At 74.4% G+C, this 13942-nt stretch carries 14 protein-coding genes and 1 tRNA gene; 13 read left to right on the forward strand and 2 right to left on the reverse strand.

Annotated elements, in window-relative coordinates:
• Positions 1–14: 14 nt before the first annotated feature.
• The 6 genes from ACGFSH_RS28905 to ACGFSH_RS28930 all read left to right on the forward strand — a co-directional run bounded on the left by ACGFSH_RS28905 (position 15) and on the right by ACGFSH_RS28930 (position 6313).
• The gene (locus ACGFSH_RS28905; protein WP_393353614.1) at positions 15–1244 is read left to right on the forward strand and encodes an MBL fold metallo-hydrolase; all 1230 of its coding nucleotides are present in this window, start codon (positions 15–17) and stop codon (positions 1242–1244) included.
• A gap of 336 nt (positions 1245–1580) precedes the next feature.
• Positions 1581–4121 carry an ATP-binding protein gene (locus ACGFSH_RS28910; RefSeq protein WP_393353615.1) on the forward strand — a complete coding sequence of 847 codons (2541 nt, stop codon included), beginning with the start codon at positions 1581–1583 and terminating at the stop codon, positions 4119–4121.
• A gap of 107 nt (positions 4122–4228) precedes the next feature.
• Positions 4229–4660: a roadblock/LC7 domain-containing protein gene (locus tag ACGFSH_RS28915; RefSeq protein ID WP_393353616.1), complete on the forward strand. Its 432-nt coding sequence runs from the start codon at positions 4229–4231 to the stop codon at positions 4658–4660.
• A gap of 2 nt (positions 4661–4662) precedes the next feature.
• On the forward strand, positions 4663–5034 hold the full coding sequence (locus tag ACGFSH_RS28920; RefSeq protein WP_256915420.1) for a DUF742 domain-containing protein: 372 nt from the start codon (positions 4663–4665) through the stop codon (positions 5032–5034).
• Complete coding sequence (locus ACGFSH_RS28925; RefSeq protein WP_329415501.1) at positions 5012–5680, forward strand: ATP/GTP-binding protein; 669 nt, start codon at positions 5012–5014, stop codon at positions 5678–5680. Before ACGFSH_RS28920 ends, ACGFSH_RS28925 begins: the two co-directional genes overlap by 23 nt.
• Before the next feature lie 63 nt (positions 5681–5743).
• On the forward strand, positions 5744–6313 hold the full coding sequence (locus ACGFSH_RS28930) for a GAF domain-containing protein (protein ID WP_393353617.1): 570 nt from the start codon (positions 5744–5746) through the stop codon (positions 6311–6313).
• A gap of 25 nt (positions 6314–6338) precedes the next feature.
• On the opposite strand, the gene ACGFSH_RS28935 is transcribed toward ACGFSH_RS28930, so the two are convergent.
• Entirely contained in the window at positions 6339–6941 is a 603-nt protein-coding gene (locus ACGFSH_RS28935; protein WP_393353619.1) for a GPP34 family phosphoprotein, read from the reverse strand.
• A 301-nt stretch (positions 6942–7242) separates the two neighbouring features.
• Here ACGFSH_RS28935 and tdh point away from each other — a divergent pair, with 301 nt between their 5' ends.
• The 7 genes from tdh (at position 7243) to ACGFSH_RS28970 (ending at position 12188) form a co-directional block, all read left to right on the forward strand.
• Positions 7243–8271: an L-threonine 3-dehydrogenase gene (gene tdh / locus ACGFSH_RS28940; protein WP_393353621.1), complete on the forward strand. Its 1029-nt coding sequence runs from the start codon at positions 7243–7245 to the stop codon at positions 8269–8271.
• Positions 8272–8298: 27 nt separating this feature from the next.
• On the forward strand, positions 8299–9510 hold the full coding sequence (locus tag ACGFSH_RS28945; RefSeq protein ID WP_393353622.1) for a glycine C-acetyltransferase: 1212 nt from the start codon (positions 8299–8301) through the stop codon (positions 9508–9510).
• 46 nt (positions 9511–9556) lie between these two features.
• A complete protein-coding gene (locus tag ACGFSH_RS28950; RefSeq protein ID WP_393353623.1) occupies positions 9557–10459 on the forward strand; it encodes a LysR family transcriptional regulator in 903 nt (300 codons plus the stop codon).
• A gap of 46 nt (positions 10460–10505) precedes the next feature.
• The gene (locus ACGFSH_RS28955; protein ID WP_393353624.1) at positions 10506–11093 is read left to right on the forward strand and encodes a helix-turn-helix domain-containing protein; all 588 of its coding nucleotides are present in this window, start codon (positions 10506–10508) and stop codon (positions 11091–11093) included.
• The gene (locus ACGFSH_RS28960) at positions 11090–11611 is read left to right on the forward strand and encodes a GNAT family N-acetyltransferase (protein WP_393353626.1); all 522 of its coding nucleotides are present in this window, start codon (positions 11090–11092) and stop codon (positions 11609–11611) included. Before ACGFSH_RS28955 ends, ACGFSH_RS28960 begins: the two co-directional genes overlap by 4 nt.
• 30 nt (positions 11612–11641) lie before the next feature.
• A complete protein-coding gene (locus tag ACGFSH_RS28965; protein ID WP_190151666.1) occupies positions 11642–12001 on the forward strand; it encodes an MmcQ/YjbR family DNA-binding protein in 360 nt (119 codons plus the stop codon).
• 110 nt (positions 12002–12111) lie between these two features.
• Positions 12112–12188, forward strand: a tRNA-Pro gene (locus ACGFSH_RS28970).
• Between the two features lie 163 nt (positions 12189–12351).
• On the opposite strand, the gene murJ is transcribed toward ACGFSH_RS28970, so the two are convergent.
• Complete coding sequence (gene murJ, locus ACGFSH_RS28975) at positions 12352–13920, reverse strand: murein biosynthesis integral membrane protein MurJ (RefSeq protein ID WP_393353894.1); 1569 nt, start codon at positions 13918–13920, stop codon at positions 12352–12354.
• Positions 13921–13942: the final 22 nt, after the last annotated feature.

The raw sequence follows: 13942 nt of genomic DNA on the forward strand, positions 1-13942 counted from the left end.
CACCTGGAGGTACCGTGTCCGGTTTCCGTTCCCTGAGCTCCGGGCTCCGCGCTCTGCAGCCCGAGGCCTTCGGTGCGGATCCCCGCGGTGAGCGCCTCGCGCGCATCCGCAGATCGCCGCACTACAAGGACGGGGTCTTCGTGAACCCCGGCGGCCCGGCGCGGACCCGCCCCTCGGGCTCGGCCCTCGACTTCGCCAAGGTCTTCTTCGACAAGGAGCAGCGCCCCCGCCGCTCCCCGGCGGGCACCGTGCCCGTGCACGCCACGACCCTGGCCGACCTCGCCGAGCCGCCCGCCAGCGGGCTCAGGGTGACCTGGATGGGCCACTCCAGCGTGCTCGCGGAGATCGACGGGCAGCGCGTGCTGTTCGACCCGGTCTGGGGAGAGCGCTGCTCGCCGTTCCCGTTCGCCGGTCCCAGGCGCCTGCACCCGGCCCCGCTTCCGCTCGCGGCGCTGGGCCCGGTCGACGTCGTCGTCATCTCGCACGACCACTACGACCATCTGGACCTGCCCACGATCAAGGCGCTGGCCGGCACGGACACCCTGTTCGCCGTGCCGCTGGGCGTCGGCGCCCATCTGGAGCACTGGGGCGTGTCCGCCGACCGGCTGCGTGAGCTGGACTGGCACGAGGAGACCAAGGTCGGCGGTCTCACCCTCACGGCCACCCCGGCCCGCCACTTCTGCGGACGCGGCCTGCGCAACACCCAGCACACCCTGTGGGCGTCCTGGGTCGTCGCGGGCGAGGAGCACCGGGTCTTCCACAGCGGCGACACCGGCTACTTCGACGGCTTCCGGGAGATCGGGGCCGCCCACGGCCCCTTCGACGCGACGATGATCCAGATCGGGGCGTACTCGGACTTCTGGCCCGACATCCACATGACGCCCGAAGAGGGCATGCGGGCCCATCTCGATCTGCAGGGCGGGCCCGGCGGGGTGATGCTGCCCATCCACTGGGCCACCTTCAATCTCGCCACCCACGCGTGGACCGACCCGGGGGAGGGCACGCTGGCCGCCGGCCGGGCCGTGGGGGCGAGGGTCGCGCTGCCGCGCCCGGGCGAGCCGTTCGAACCCGGCGGCGAGACCGTTCCGGGCGAGCCCTGGTGGCGTGGCGCCGCCCGTGCCCCGGTCGGTGGCTGGCAGCCGCTGGACGAGACGACGGTCGAGGCCAAAGCCGATACCGACAGTGACGAACCGAAGGGCGCCGCCGAGGGCGGTGAAGCGCCGGAGGCGGTCCCGGCCGGCTGAGCCGGGACGGGCAGACGTCCGGCACCGGAAACCGTGCGGGCCGGGGAGCGAGCAGCTCCCCGGCCCGCACGGTCATTTGTGACAGTCCCTGACCAGCCCTGATCGGATTCGTTCCTCGTTGTGTCCCTGGTCCCGCGGGCTTATCGGTCTGCCGTGCGAAGCCTCATACCAGAGCGGGACGCTGTGTGCGGGACTTTGTCAACTGCCCACCGCACATGATGGGTTGCCAACTACTGTGAGTCGCCGTCGCACATACCGGGCCGTATTCCCCGGCGCTCGCGACCGACGGCTCTTCCGACCGACGACCCGGCTCGACGGACCAGTACGAGGACACCGATGTCTCACCTCCGCGCACCCGCCGCACGAGCAGACCGCCGTGAGGGCGGGCGGCACGGGCGGCCGGCCCCCCGCACCGCACCGGCGCCGGCCGAGACACCCATACGGCCCCAGCTGCTGCGGCTCGCCGTGCTCCCCCCGACCGCGGTCGCCCTCAGCGCCTGCGCGGTCGTCCTCTTCACCGTGCGCTCCTCCGGCGTCCGGCCCGGACCGGTCCTGTGGGCGGTCCTCGCCGGCGGAGTCGCGGTGACCGGCGTCGGTCTCGTGATCGCCGCCGTTGCCGCGGACCGCGCCGCCCGCTCCGTCGCCGACCGTGTCGCGGCGCTGCGCCGCAGCAGCGCGCGCGGCGAGGCAGAACTGCTCGGCGTCGTCGAAACGCTGCGCCGCGGCGAGGCCCCGCCGCCGCGCAGGACCCGCGGCGGACCGCCCGGCGACGCCGACGACTTCGAGCTGCTCGCCGCCGATCTGTCCCGCGCCCACGACGGGGCCGTCGCCGCCGTCGTGCAGGCCGCCCAGCTGTCCAGCCAGACCGGCAGCGAACAGAAACTGGAGGTGTTCGTCAACCTCGCGCGACGCCTGCAGTCCCTGGTGCACCGCGAGATCTCGATCCTCGACGAGCTGGAGAACGAGATCGAGGACCCCGACCTGCTCAAGGGCCTCTTCCACGTCGACCATCTCGCCACCCGGATCCGCCGCCACGCGGAGAACCTCGCCGTCCTCGGCGGGGCCGTCTCGCGCCGGCAGTGGAGCCACCCGGTCTCGATGACGGAGGTGCTGCGCTCCGCGATCGCCGAGGTCGAGCAGTACTCGCGGGTCAAGCTCGTGCCCCCCGTCGACGGCGAGCTGCGCGGCCACGCCGTCGCCGACGTCATCCACCTGCTCGCCGAACTCGTCGAGAACGCCACGGTGTTCTCCGCCCCGCACACCCAGGTGCTGCTGCGGGCCAACCTCGTCACCTCGGGGCTGGCCGTCGAGGTCGAGGACCGCGGCCTCGGCATGCCCGCCGAGGAGGCGAGCCGGATGAACGCCCTGCTCGCCGACCCCGACCAGGTCAACGTCGGCCGCCTGCTCGCCGACGGCCGGATCGGGCTGTTCGTCGTCTCCCAGCTCGCCCGGCGGCACGGCATCCGGGTCCGGTTGCAGTGCAACATCTACGGCGGCGTCCAGGCCGTCCTCGTCGTCCCGCAGGCGCTGCTGGGCTCCGGGCCGGGCCTCCCCGGCTCCGTCTCCCGGGGCCCGGACAGCGACGGCGCCGGCCGGCCCCTCGTGCCCGCCCCGAGCCCCCTCGCCGCCGCCCCCGGCCGGCCCACCCTGCCGCCGGCCCCGCGCCACTCGGCGTCCGGCGCCGGGTCGCCCGTGACGGTCGGCGGAGCCCGCACCCCCGACCCGGCGCGCCCCTCCCTCCCGCGGCACGCCGGCGCGGGCCGCCACGAGGCCCCGGCACACCGGGCCCCTGGCGACCTGCCCGCACCGGTCGCCCGCCTGCGGACCGGGGACGCCGACGGCGCGGGCCCGGCCCGGGCCACGACGAGCGCGGAGACGACGCCGGCGCGCACCCGGGACCACAGCGACGGCGCCGGCCGCCCGGACGCCGCCGGGCCGCCGCCCACCCGGGACGCCGTCGGCCCCCGCCCCTCGTCCGCCTCCCACGCGGCCTCCGCGTCCGCGTCCGCGTCGTCGCCGGCTTCCTCCGGCGGAGCGCCGCCGCCCCCGCCCTCGCGGACGCAGGGCGGTCCCGGCCCCGCCGAGCCCGGCGGCCGGCCCGCGCCGCTGCCGGTGCGCGGCGCGCGCGGGACCCGGCCCAACCCGGCCGAGGCCGCCCCCGGCATCCGCCAGGACGACCGTGCCGTCGTCGAGGAGCACGCGGGTCTCGCGCCCACCCCGCGCGTGGGCCCGGTGCGCGGCACCATGGGCAAGCCCCAGCTGCCCCGCCGCCGGGCCCAGGAACACCTCGTGCCCCAGCTGCGCGGCGGCCCCGTCCCGCGCCCGGACACCGAACAGCCCGCCGGTCACGACCCGGGCCTGATGGCGGCCTTCCAGCGGGGCTTCGGCCTGGCCGAGGCCCAGCAGAGTCTGGAGGCGGACGTCGCGGAGGCGTCCCCGCACCCCGTCACCGACGACCCCCAGGACCCCGTGCGACCGCCTTCCCCCGCGTTCCGGTCCCCGGCCCCCGCCCCGGCCTCGTTCTCGCAGTCGCAGTCGCAGTCGCAGTCGCCGTCGTCCTCGTGGTCCCACCCGGGGCCCTTCTTCCCGGCGGAGCCGTCGGCACCGTCAGGTCCGTCGCAGCCCGGCCCCGCGGGCGGGGACGACACCGTCGCGGCCGTTCCGGAGGGCGCACGGCCGCTGCCGCCCCTGCCGCCGCTGCGCCCGCTGCCGACCCGGGCCGACGCCGGGCCGCCGTCGCACCCGGCCGGGATATCCGCCCCACACCCCGCGCACCCGGCCGCGCCGTCCGAGGCGTACGGCCCCCGTGAGGCACCGGAGCGGCCCGGCCCCGGCCGGACCACCGCCCGGCACGACGGGAGCGCACCCGCCGGATGACCACCGCGAGCGCCACCACCCCCACGACCACTCTCACGACCGCCCCCATCCACACCCCCACTCCCAGCGCTCCCGCAGACCTTCGTACCCCAAGGAGTCGATCCACCATGGCGAGCGATGCGCCGACCGGCCAGGTATCCGATCTCGACTGGCTGATGAGCGGCCTCGTGCAGCGCGTACCGCACACCTCGAGCGCGGTGCTGCTCTCCTGCGACGGACTCGTGAAGTCGGTCCACGGCCTGGACCCCGACAGCGCCGACCACATGGCCGCGCTGGCCTCCGGCCTGTACTCCCTCGGCCGCAGCGCCGGCGTCCGGTTCGGCGACGGCGGGGACGTGCGGCAGGTCGTCGTCGAACTGGACTCGACGCTGCTGTTCGTCACCACCGCCGGGTCCGGCACGTGCCTCGCGGTGCTCGCCGGGCGCGAGGCCGACGCCGCCGTGCTCGGCTACGAGATGTCGATGCTGGTCAAGAGCGTCCGGCCGTATCTGATGACCGCACCCCGGCAGCACGCCGAACCGTCGGTGATGGGACCTTGAGCATGGCGGCGGCCGGCGACGGGCCCTGGCTCGACGACGCGGCCGGACGGCTGGTGCGCCCGTTCACGGTCAGCAACGGCCGGACCAGGCCCAGCGTCGCCCTCGATCTCATGTCGCAGGTGAGGGCCACAGGGGCGACCCCCCTCGGCTATCTCGGCCCCGAGCACGCGCAGGCGCTCGACCTGACCCGCGCGCCCGTGTCGGTCGCCGAGATCGCGGCCCATCTGAGGCTGCCGGCGGCGGTCACCAAGGTGCTGCTGTCCGACCTCCTCGACTGCGGGGCGCTGACCACCAAGCCCCCCGAGTACCACCACACACCCACCGACCGGGCCCTACTGGAGGCAGTGCTCGATGGACTACGACGACAGCTCTGACCGCGACGCATACGACAGGTACGGCGACAGCCGCGCCTACGGAGGCCCCGACGACACCGGACCCGACCCGTTCCCCACCGCCCTGAAGATCCTGGTCGCGGGCGGCTTCGGGGTGGGTAAGACGACCTTCGTCGGGGCCGTGAGCGAGATCGCGCCGCTCAGCACGGAGGAGCTGCTCACCACCGTCAGCGCCGCCACCGACAACCTCGACGGCATCGAGAACAAGGTCGAGACGACCGTCGCCATGGACTTCGGCCGCATCACCCTCGACCCCCGGCACGTCCTCTACCTGTTCGGCACCCCCGGCCAGGAACGGTTCTGGTTCATGTGGGACGAACTGTCCGAGGGCGCGCTCGGCGCGGTCATCCTCGCGGACACCCGCCGGCTGGAGGAGTGCTTCGCCGCCGTCGACTTCTTCGAGGAGCGCGGACTCGCCTTCATCATCGCCGTCAACGAGTTCGACGGATCCCACCGCTACGACCCCGAGGAGGTGCGCGCCGCCATCGACCTGGACCCCTCCGTCCCCGTCGTGCGCTGCGACGCGCGGATCTCCGCCTCGGGCGTCCAGACCCTGCTCACCCTCGTCAAGCACCTCATCGCCCACGCACCGGCCGCACCCCAGCCGAGCCGCGGCGCCCACATGTGACGCCCGCACCCCCATGCCCCCGGAGCCGCAAATGACGTACGTCCACAGCGACGGAGCCCGGCCATGAGCTACGACCCGCCGCGCCCGGCCGGTCGTCTGCTGCTCACGCCGGAGGACAAGGAGGCTCCCGCCCGGGCGCGCCGGCTGCGCCGGCTCGGCCTCGGGGAATGGCCGGAGGCCGCCCTGGACGCCTTCGCCGACCGTCTCGCCGAGGTGACCTCAGCGCCGTACGCCATGGTCAACTTCCTCGACGAGGAGCGGCAGTTCTTCGCCGGGCTGCACACCCCGCTGGGCGGCCGGTCCGCCCGTGGCGGCAAGCCCGAGATGGGCCGCCGGCTGCCCCGCGAATACGGCTACTGCCCGCATGTCGTGGTGCGGCGCAAGGCGCTGGTCCTGGAGGACGTGGCCGACTACCCGCGCTTCGCGGGCAACCCGGTCGTCGACGAGTACGGCATCCGCAGCTACCTGGGCGCCCCGCTGATCGACTCGACCGGCATGGCGCTGGGCACGGTGTGCGTCGCCGATCTCACGCCCCGGCCCTGGGGCCGGGCGGGCCTGGAGACCATCAAGGCGACCGCCGCCGATCTCGCGGGACAGCTGCAGCGCCGGGAGCGCGAGAGAGCCGCGCCGTGAGGCCGCGCGAGCGGACCGGGAGGCGTCAGAGGGCCTGCCACATGTTGTCGAAGCCCGCGTCCTCGACGGAGCGCCGCTGCCGTACGGCCTGGAGCTCGGCCAGCGCGTCGCCGGTGGACGCCAGCACGGTCACGACCGCCTCCTCCAGCGGCCCCGGGAACCCTTCGGCGGGCTCCGCGCGCAGACCGACGGCCGTGGTCAGCGTGGCGAGGACCGGCTCGTCCGACGCCAGGCGCGCGTTCGCGCGCCGCCGCGCCGCAGAGTCGACCGGCAGCGGCGCGGACCGGGCGGCGAGCAGCCGGCCGCGCTTGCGGGCGACGAGTCCGTCCGCCGCCAGCCGGGCGGCGTAGGCGGCCGCCAGGTCGCGGCCCCGGCGCCACAGCCAGTCCTCCAGCGACTCGTAGGGTTCCGTCCGCACGAACGAGGCCTCGGCGGCGGCCAGGAGCGGGTCCTGCGGCGCCGTCGGCGGGCCGGGCACGACGAGGTCGCCGTCGAGGACGAACGACCCCGCCCGGACCAGGTCGACGGCCTCCGCGCCCGCGAGGGCGAGCGACAGGTCGCCCTGCCCGACGTCGCGCACGGGCGGCACGTCCAACGCGACGATCATCAGATCCCGTGCTGTCGTCATCGGGGGCTCCCCATCGGTCGGCCGCAGGTCGCAGCGAGGTCGCTCCGGCGGGCCCGGCGCTCAGCCGGTCGGCCCGGTGCGGGTTGCGGTCAAGGGTGGCACGGCCCACCGTGGTGTGCGAGAAGTCCGTCCGGCCGGCGGGGCCGCCCGTGTGAAGCAGAGCTGTGGCGGCGCTTAAGAAAAGCTCGATGGACCCGGCCGGGCCGAGTGCGGCAGATTGCTCGGCGAATCCACCCGTCCTCCCGGATGCGGGGCCCTTCGGCCTGCTCGCGCCCGGGCCCTCACCACTGGAGCCGTTGCGTTGAAGGCGCTCGTCAAGGAGAAGGCGGAGCCCGGGCTGTGGCTCGCGGACGTCCCGGAGCCCGCCGTCGGCCCCGGCGACGTGCTGATCAGGGTGCTGCGCACCGGCATCTGCGGCACCGACCTGCACATCCGGTCCTGGGACGGCTGGGCGCGCCAGACCATCAGCACGCCGCTGGTACTCGGCCACGAGTTCGTCGGCGAGGTCGTCGGCACCGGCCGGGACGTCGCGGACATCGCCGTGGGGGACCGGGTCAGCGGCGAGGGGCACCTCGTGTGCGGCAAGTGCCGCAACTGTCTCGCCGGGCGCCGCCACCTGTGCCGCGCCACCGTCGGCCTCGGCGTCGGACGCGACGGCGCGTTCGCCGAGTACGTCGCCCTGCCCGCGTCCAACGTGTGGGTGCACCGGGTGCCGGTGGACCTCGACGTGGCGGCGATCTTCGACCCGTTCGGCAACGCCGTGCACACCGCGCTGTCCTTCCCGCTGGTCGGCGAGGACGTCCTGATCACCGGCGCGGGACCGATCGGCCTGATGGCGGCCGCCGTGGCCCGGCACGCCGGCGCCCGCAACGTCATGGTCACCGACGTCAGCGAGGAGCGCCTGGAACTGGCCCGCAAGATCGGCGCGAGCCTCGCGCTGAACGTCTCGCAGGCGTCCATCGCCGACGGGCAGCGGGAGCTGGGGCTGCGCGAGGGCTTCGACATCGGCCTGGAGATGTCCGGCAGGCCGGAGGCGATGCGCGACATGATCGCCAACATGACGCACGGCGGCCGGATCGCCATGCTGGGACTGCCCGCCGAGGAGTTCCCCGTCGACTGGTCCCGGATCGTCACCTCGATGATCACGATCAAGGGCATCTACGGCCGGGAGATGTTCGAGACCTGGTACGCGATGTCGGTGCTGCTGGAGGGCGGCCTCGACCTCGCCCCCGTGATCACCGGCCGCTACGGCTACCGCGACTTCGAGGCGGCCTTCGCCGACGCGGCGAGCGGCCGCGGCGGCAAGGTCATCCTCGACTGGACCGCGTAAGCACCCGCATTCCCTAGGAGCCTCCTGATGTTCGACTCCGTGCGCGACGACCTGCGCACCACCCTCGACGAGATCCGCGCCGCCGGCCTGCACAAGCTCGAGCGCGTCATCGGCAGCCCGCAGTCGGCCACCGTCGCCGTCACCGCCGGCGGCCGGCCGGGCGAGGTGCTCAACTTCTGCGCCAACAACTACCTCGGCCTCGCCGACCACCCCGAGGTCGTGGCCGCGGCCCACGAGGCCCTGCACCGCTGGGGCTACGGCATGGCGTCGGTGCGCTTCATCTGCGGGACGCAGGAGGTGCACAAGGAGCTGGAGGCGCGGCTGTCGGCGTTCCTCGGCCAGGAGGACACGATCCTGTACTCCTCCTGTTTCGACGCCAACGGAGGCGTCTTCGAGACCCTCCTCGGCCCCGAGGACGCGGTCATCTCCGACGCCCTCAACCACGCCTCCATCATCGACGGCATCCGGCTGTCCAAGGCTCGCCGTTTCCGCTACGCCAACCGTGATCTGGCCGACCTGGAACGGCAGTTGAAGGACGCGTCCGACGCGCGCCGCCGACTCGTCGTCACCGACGGCGTGTTCTCCATGGACGGCTATGTGGCGCCCCTCGCCGAGATCTGCGACCTCGCCGAGCGCTACGACGCGATGGTCATGGTCGACGACTCGCACGCGGTCGGCTTCGTCGGCCCCGGCGGCCGCGGCACGCCCGAGCTGCACGGCGTGATGGACCGCGTCGACATCATCACCGGCACCCTGGGCAAGGCGCTCGGCGGCGCGTCCGGCGGCTACGTCGCCGCGCGCGCGGAGATCGTCGCCCTGCTGCGCCAGCGTTCGCGCCCGTACCTGTTCTCCAACACCCTCGCCCCGGTCATCGCGGCCGCCTCGCTCAAGGTCCTCGACCTGCTGGAGTCGGCCGACGACCTGCGCGTGCGGCTCGCGGAGAACACCGCCCTGTTCCGCCGCCGGATGACCGACGAGGGCTTCGACGTCCTGCCCGGCGACCACGCCATCGCCCCCGTGATGATCGGCGACGCGGCGCAGGCGGGCCGGATGGCCGAGCTGCTGCTGGAGCGCGGTGTGTACGTGATCGGGTTCTCGTACCCGGTCGTCCCGCAGGGGCAGGCCCGCATCCGCGTCCAGCTGTCCGCCGCGCACTCCACGGACGACGTGAACCGGGCCGTGGACGCCTTCGTCGCGGCCCGCGCGGAGCTGGCCGGGACCGAGGCCGCCGCGGTCTGAACCGCGGCGGTCCGAGCGGCCCGGACATATTGCGATAATCGGTCGCATGATCGAAGCGCGGCGGCTCCACATCCTGCGTGCGGTGGCCGACCACCGCACCGTGACGGCGGCTGCCGCCGCGCTGTACCTCACGCCGTCCGCGGTCTCCCAGCAGCTGACGGCGCTGGAGCAGGAGACCGGCCACCGGCTCGTCGAGCGCGGCGCCAAGGGGGTACGGCTCACCCCGGCCGGGGAGATCCTGCTCGCGCACACCCACGCCGTCCTCGCCCAGCTGGAGCGGGCCGAGGCCGAGCTGGCCGCCTACAGCTCGGGCGCGGCCGGCACGGTCACGGTGGCCGCCTTCGCGACGGGCATCGCCCTGGTCGTGGCGCCCGCGGTGGCCCGCCTCGCCCGCACCGCCCCGGGGATAAGGATCCGCGTCCAGGACGCCGAGGGCGACGCCAGCCTGCCGATGGTGCTCGACCGGCAGGTCGACGTCGCCGTGGCGGTCGAATACCGCGGCGCCCCGGCCGCCGACGACCCGCGCCTCGCGCACGTCCCGCTGTACGCCGAGCCCTTCGACGCCGTGGTGCCCGTCACGCACCGGCTCGCCGACGCCCCGGAGGTCCCCCTGGCCGAGCTGGCCAAGGACAGCTGGATCGGCCCCTACCCCGGCAACCCCTGCCACGACGTGGTCGTCCTGGCCTGCGAGTCCGCCGGTTTCCAGCCCCGGCTGGAGCACTCCTCCGACGACTTCCGCGCGGTCGTCGCCCTCGCCTCGGCGGACGCGGGCGTGGCGCTCGTGCCGCGTTCCGCGCTGCGCGGCATGGATCTCACGGGCGTCGTGGTGCGCCCCGTCGACGGCGTGGCGCCCACCCGGCGCGTCTTCGCCGCCGTCCGCCGGGGCGCGGAGGAGCATCCGCTGATCCGGCCGGTGCTCCGGGCGCTCGGCGAGGCCGCCCGGGTGTGAGGCTCCCGTAACCGCGCCGTCTCATATCCGGGATATCCTCCCGGATATGAGACGCACTTCGGGGCCGGCCGCGCCGCCGGACGACGTCGACGTACGGCTGGCCGCCCGCCTCGCCGACCTTCGGGCCCGACACGGCTGGTCGCTGGGGGAGTTGGCGGATCGCACGGGGATCAGCCGGTCCACCCTGTCCCGTGCCGAGCGCGCGGAGATCAGCCCCACGGCCTCCCTCCTCAACCGCCTGTGCCACGCCTACGGGCGCACCATGTCCCGGCTGCTCAGCGAGGTCGAGGCGGAGCCCGCGCCGCTGGTGCGCGCCGCCGAGCAGACCGTCTGGCGGGACCGCGACTCCGGGTTCGTCCGCCGCTCGGTGTCGCCCCCGCACCCCGCGCTGCGCGGCGAACTGGTCGAAGGGCGCCTCGCCGTGGGCGCCGACATCGCCTACGACCGGCCGCCCGTGGCCGGCCTGGAACAGCACGTCTGGGTGCTGGAGGGCGCCCTCGACGTGACGGCCGACGACGTCGGGCGACGCCTCGAAGCGGGGGACTGCCTGCGGCTGCGCGTCTGGGGGCCGACCCGGTTCCGCTGCGCGGGCGACGTGCCGGCGCGGTACGTGCTGGCGGTGGTGCTGCCGTGACGACGATCCGCCTGGACGCCCCCGGACTGCTCGCCCACGCCGAGGAGTTGGCCGACCTGCTGCTCGACACGGTGCACGGCGGCGCGTCGGTCGGCTTCCTCGCGCCGCTCGGCCGGGCCGAGGCCCTCGCCTGGTGGCGCGGACGCGCCGCGGAGGTGGCCGCCGGACAGCGCGCCGTCTGGGCGGCCCGGGACGGCCACCGGGTCGTGGGCAGCGTCGCCCTGGCCTTCCCCGACAAGCCCAACAGCCGCCACCGCGCCGAACTCGTCAAGCTGATGGTCCACCGGGACGCCCGCGGACGGGGCCTCGGCCGCGCCCTGCTCACCACGGCCGAGCGGGCCGCCGCGGCCGGGGGCGTCACCCTGCTGCACCTGGACACCGAGACCGGCAGCCCCGCCGAGCACCTCTACCGCACCGCCGGCTGGACCCGGGCCGGTGTGATCCCCGACTACGCGGCCGACCCGGCCGGCACGCTCCGCCCGACCACCCTCTACTACCGGCGTCTCGCCGCAGGGTGACTGTCACCGGCAGCCGCTACCGTGCGGAGCATGCCGGACGCCGAAGACGTACGCCGTATCGCCCTGTCCCTGCCGGACACGACGGAGAAGACCGCCTGGAGCATGCCCACCTTCCGGGTCGCGGGGAAGATGTTCGCCACCCTGCCCGAGGAGGAGACCTCCCTGGCCGTGCGCTGCCCCAAGGAGGAACGCGACGAACTGGCGCTCGCCGAGCCCGGCAAGTTCTGGATCGCCGGCCACGAGGCCCAGTTCGCCTGGGTGCGGGCCCGGCTCTCCGCCCTGGAGGACGAGGACGAACTGCGCGACATCCTGGCCGACTCCTGGCGGCAGGCGGCCCCGCCGCACCTGCTGGAGGCCTACCCGGAACTGGGGCGGCCCCCGGGGGAGTGAGGCATCCCGGCGGACGCCGTCGGGAGGAAACGGGTGCGCGACCACCGACCCGAGTGCGGTATGGTTTCCCTGCGCGTTCGGCCAGGGGAAACCCCAGGTCAGGCGGGCACCGGGACGTGGCGCAGCTTGGTAGCGCACTTGACTGGGGGTCAAGGGGTCGCAGGTTCAAATCCTGTCGTCCCGACCAGCTTCATCGCAGGTCGGAGGGCCGTTTCCACAGCAATGGGGAAACGGCCTTCGTCGTGTTCGCGGTCCGTCGCGTCCGGTGATCCTGGCGATCCCGCCAGGCACACGACGGTGAGCCCCCCTCGCACACGTGGCACAGGCGCGCGAGCCCTGGGGGGGGCCGGTCAGCGCAGCCTGCGCAGCTCGCGCAGTTCTCCCACCTTCGCCAGCCGTGCCACGGCGACGTAGACCCCGCACAGGGTGAGCACGCCGGCGGTGAGCGCCACGGCGTTCGGCAGCGTACCGTTCCCGACCCACGCGGCACAGGCCCGGTCGGCCGCCCAGCCGGCGGCGGCGGCCAGACCCCCCGCCGCCAGCAGCCTGCCGTACGTGCGGCGCAGCGCGCCCGCGTCCAGCGGGCCCCCGGTCCGCCTGCGCAGCACCCGGGCGGTGAGAGCGAGGCCCGCCAGGTAGGACACGGTGTAGGCCCCTGCCATGCCGGTCACCGACCAGCGGGCGGGCAGCAGCAGGTGGCACGCGGTGGCCAGGGCGATGTTCACCGCCGCGATCCAGACCGCCATGAGGAACGGCGTGCGGGTGTCCTCGAAGGCGTAGAAGCCGCGCAGCAGCAGGTACTGCGCGGAGAACGGGATCAGGCCGAGCCCGAACGCCTGGAGCATGTGCCCGGCCGGCTGCGCAGAGGCCGCGTCGGCCGCGCCGTGCGCGAAGAGCAGGACGGCGATGCGCGGGCCGAGGGCGAGGAAGAGGAACGCGGCCGGGACGATGACGACCCCGCTCACGCGCAGGCCGCGCGACAGGTCGGCCCGCACCTCGGCGATCCTTCCCTGTGCCACGGCCCGGCTCATCCTCGGCAGCAGCGCGGTCACCAGCGACACCGTGACGACCGACTGCGGCAGCATCCAGATGGTCTGCGCGTAGGTGTACGCCGTGTAGCCCGCGCCGGCGTGCGGCAGCCTCTGGTCGACCGCGTTGGCGTAGTTGGTGACCACCGTGAGCGAGACGAGGTTGGTCAGCACCAGCAGCAGGGTCCACTTGGCCGCGTGGACGCCGGATCCCAGGCCGGAGCCGCGCCAGTCGAAGCGCGGCCGCAGCCGGAAACCGGCGGCCCGCGCGAACGGGACCAGCGCGAGGGCCTGCACCGCGATGCCGGCCGTCGTGGCGACGCCCAGCAGCCTGACCTGGGCGGCGGTGATGTCCTGCACCGTCTCCGGCACGGTCGTCAGCGCCAGGTACGCGCCGAACATGCCCAGCAGGACGACGTTGTTGAGGACCGGCGTCCACATCATCGCGCCGAACCGCTCACGGGCGTTGAGCACTTGGCCGTAGATGTTGAACAGGCCGTAGAAGAAGATCTGCGGGAGCAGGAACCGGGCGAAGACCACGGTCAGCCGGAACGCCTCGTGGGTCTGCGGGGTGTCGCGCATGTACAGCGAGACGATCAGCGGGGCCGCCCACACCGCCAGCGCGGTCCCCACGGCGAGGACGGACACGACGAGGGTCACGAGCCGCTGCTCGTACGCCCGGCCGCCGTCGGGGTGCGAGGTCCTGGCCCGCACCAGCTGCGGTACGAGGACGGCGTTGAGCGCGCCGCCGATCAGCAGCGTGTACAGGCTGGTGGGCACGGTGTTGGCCGTGTTGTACGTACTGGCCAGCAGGCCGGTGCCGAGGGCGGCTGCCTGGAGCACCTGGCGTATCAGCCCGGTCGCCCGGGACGCCACCGTGCCCAGCGCCATCAGCGCCGAGGAACGGGCCGCC

This window comes from Streptomyces sp. NPDC048481 (genome assembly GCF_043200075.1).
Taxonomy (GTDB): domain Bacteria; phylum Actinomycetota; class Actinomycetes; order Streptomycetales; family Streptomycetaceae; genus Streptomyces.